We start from the raw sequence: 2,945 nt of genomic DNA, 5'->3' as shown, positions 1-2,945 counted from the left end.
CTGCAAAACCTCTGTGACTTCGTCACCATGCAGCGAATAATAGATCGTCATTCACTCTCGGCCAGGCGACACACCATCGGGTCGGCGGCTTGCTCTGTAGTCTGATCACTCATTATATTCTATATATTGAATATTCGTATGGAGGAATATATTGGTGGAGAGAACCTGATACAAGCCGCTGCTGCAAGGACCGGACCGATGACAGCTTTCACCGCCAGCCACCCCATGGGCGCAATACCCGCCCCCGCGGGAGAGACGCCCGGCACGCCGATAGGGCCGGGGTTGGCGACGCCTGATGCACGTTAACCACCCGCACCTTTCCTGAGCGCCCATTCGGCGCACCCCCTCCCCCATTTCTGAAAGTCATTACCTTGTCCTCCTCTTCGCAAAAGATCGCGCGACTGTCCCGATACCTGCCTATCCTCGACTGGGGCAGCCGGTACGATCGCGGGAAGCTGAGCGGCGATCTGGTCGCAGCGGTCATCGTGACGATCATGCTGATCCCGCAATCGCTGGCCTATGCCTTGCTGGCCGGTCTGCCGCCAGAGGCCGGGATCTACGCCTCCATCCTGCCCATCGTGCTTTACGCCATTTTCGGCACCTCCCGGACGCTGGCGGTGGGGCCGGTGGCCGTGGTGTCGCTGATGACGGCGGCGGCCATTGGCAAGCTGGGCGATCAGGGCATCGACTATGTCACCGCCGCCTTGACACTGGCGTTTCTCTCGGGGGCCTTTCTGCTGGTCCTCGGCCTCTTCCGGCTGGGGTTTCTGGCGAACTTCCTGTCGCATCCGGTGATCGCGGGCTTCATCACGGCCAGCGGCATCCTGATTGCCACGAGCCAGCTCAAACACATTCTGGGCGTCAAGGCTTCGGGCGATACCCTGATCGAAATGCTGCACGGGCTGTGGTCGCATCTGGGAGAGATCAACTGGATCACGCTCGTGCTGGGCGTGGCGGCGACGGCCTTCCTCTTCTGGGTGCGCCGTGGGCTCAAACCGCTGCTGCAGGGCATGGGGTTGGGCAAGACCCTGTCGGACATGGGGGCGAAGGCCGGGCCGGTCATCGCCGTGGTGGCGACGACGCTTGCGGTCTGGGCCTTCGGCCTTGCGGAGCGCGGTGTCGATATCGTCGGATCGGTGCCGCAATCCCTGCCGCCCCTGACCCTGCCGTCGTTCCAGCCGCAGGTCCTGACAGCGATGATCGGACCCGCGATCCTGATCTCTATCATCGGCTTCGTGGAGTCGATCTCGGTCGCACAGACGCTTGCGGCCAAGCGCCGGCAGCGCATCGACCCCGATCAGGAGCTGATCGGTCTGGGCACCGCCAACCTCGGGGCGGCGTTCACAGGCGGCTTTCCGGTCACCGGCGGGTTCTCACGGTCGGTCGTGAATTTCGACGCGGGCGCGCGCACCCCCGCCGCCGGGGCCTATACAGCCGTGGGGCTGGCCATCGCCGCGCTGATGCTGACGCCGCTTATCTACTTCCTGCCCAAGGCCACGCTTGCGGCGACAATCATCGTCGCGGTCCTGAGCCTTGTGGATTTCTCGATCCTGAAACGCGCTTGGGTCTATTCCAAGGCGGACTTCGCCGCGGTGTCGGCGACGATCCTGCTGACGCTCGCCCTCGGGGTCGAGGTCGGCGTGTCGGCGGGCGTGCTGATCTCGATCCTCATTCACCTCTACAAATCCTCGCGCCCGCATATGGCCGTGGTGGGTCAGGTGCCGGGCACGGAACACTATCGAAACGTCAACCGCCATGACGTGACCCTGCACGACGGCATCCTGTCGGTGCGGGTGGACGAGAGCCTCTATTTCGCCAATGCCCGCAACCTCGAAGACCGGATCTACGACATGGTCGCCGAACGGGAAGACCTGCGGCATGTGATCCTGATGTGCTCTGCCGTGAACGAGATCGACATGAGCGCGCTCGAAAGCCTTGAGGCGATCAACACCCGGCTTGGCACGCGCGACATCACCTTCCACCTCAGCGAAGTGAAGGGCCCTGTGATGGACGCCCTGAAGAAGACCCATTTCCTGAGCGACCTGACGGGCCGCGTCTTCCTGACCCAGCACCGCGCCGTGGAGGCGCTTTGCAACGGTTCCGTCGATCAATTCTCACCGTCCAAAGATGGAGTATCCCTATGAAACGCCGCCAGTTCCTTGCCCTCATCGCCGCCACGCTCGCCACGCCAGCACTGCTGACCCGCCGGGCCGGCGCCGCGGAACCCGGCGCGCCCCTGCCGATCCCGCAGGTGATGGAGGTCGGCCCCGGCGCGGGCAATACGCTGACCGCGATGAAGGGATCACGCGAATTCATTTCCGGAGCCGCCTCCGACACGCTGGGCTACGATCAGGATTACCTCGGCCCGCTGCTGCGCTTTCAGCGCGGGCGCACGGCACGGATCGACGTGGTGAACCGCACCGATGAGGCGATCACAGCCCATTGGCACGGCATGCACGTGCCCGGCCGTCTCGACGGCGGGCCGCAACTGGCTTTCGGCCCCGGCAAGACGTGGTCGCCCGAGCTGCCGGTGGACCACCCTGCGTCGACCCTGTGGTATCACAGCCATATCCATGGGCGCACCGCCGATCAGGTCTATCGCGGGCTGGCGGGCATGATCATCATTGACGATCCCGACGTGGAGGACCCACTGCCGCGCGATTACGGGGTCGATGATTTCCCGCTGATCGTGCAGGACCGCAATTTCGACCGCTCCGGTCGCATGACCTATGACATCGGGATGATGGACATGATGCGCGGCTTTCGCGGCAGCGAGGTGCTGGTCAACGGCGTGATCCGCCCCAAGCTTACCGTGCCCGCAGGGCTGGTGCGGCTGCGGATCCTCAATGCCTCGAACGCCCGGATGTACGATTTCGGCTTTACCGACGGGCGGCGGTTCCATCAGGTGGCCAGCGACGGCGGGCTTCTGCCCGCGCCTGTCGCCA

Annotated in this window: 2 protein-coding genes; both read left to right on the top strand. The window is 64.2% G+C overall.

Features of this window, described 5'->3' with window-relative positions; translation table 11 throughout:
* Window positions 1-392: 392 nt before the first annotated feature.
* Complete coding sequence (locus A3764_RS07190) at window positions 393-2,144, top strand: SulP family inorganic anion transporter (RefSeq protein WP_082851042.1); 1,752 nt, start codon at window positions 393-395, stop codon at window positions 2,142-2,144.
* Window positions 2,141-2,945: multicopper oxidase family protein (locus A3764_RS07185; protein ID WP_150122097.1), on the top strand; the 805-nt coding region annotated here is incomplete at its 3' end. The genes A3764_RS07190 and A3764_RS07185, both read left to right, overlap by 4 nt.

The sequence above is a fragment of the Sulfitobacter sp. HI0129 genome (assembly GCF_001635395.1).
Classification (GTDB): domain Bacteria; phylum Pseudomonadota; class Alphaproteobacteria; order Rhodobacterales; family Rhodobacteraceae; genus Sulfitobacter.
This window is presented reverse-complemented; position numbering and strand designations above follow the sequence as displayed.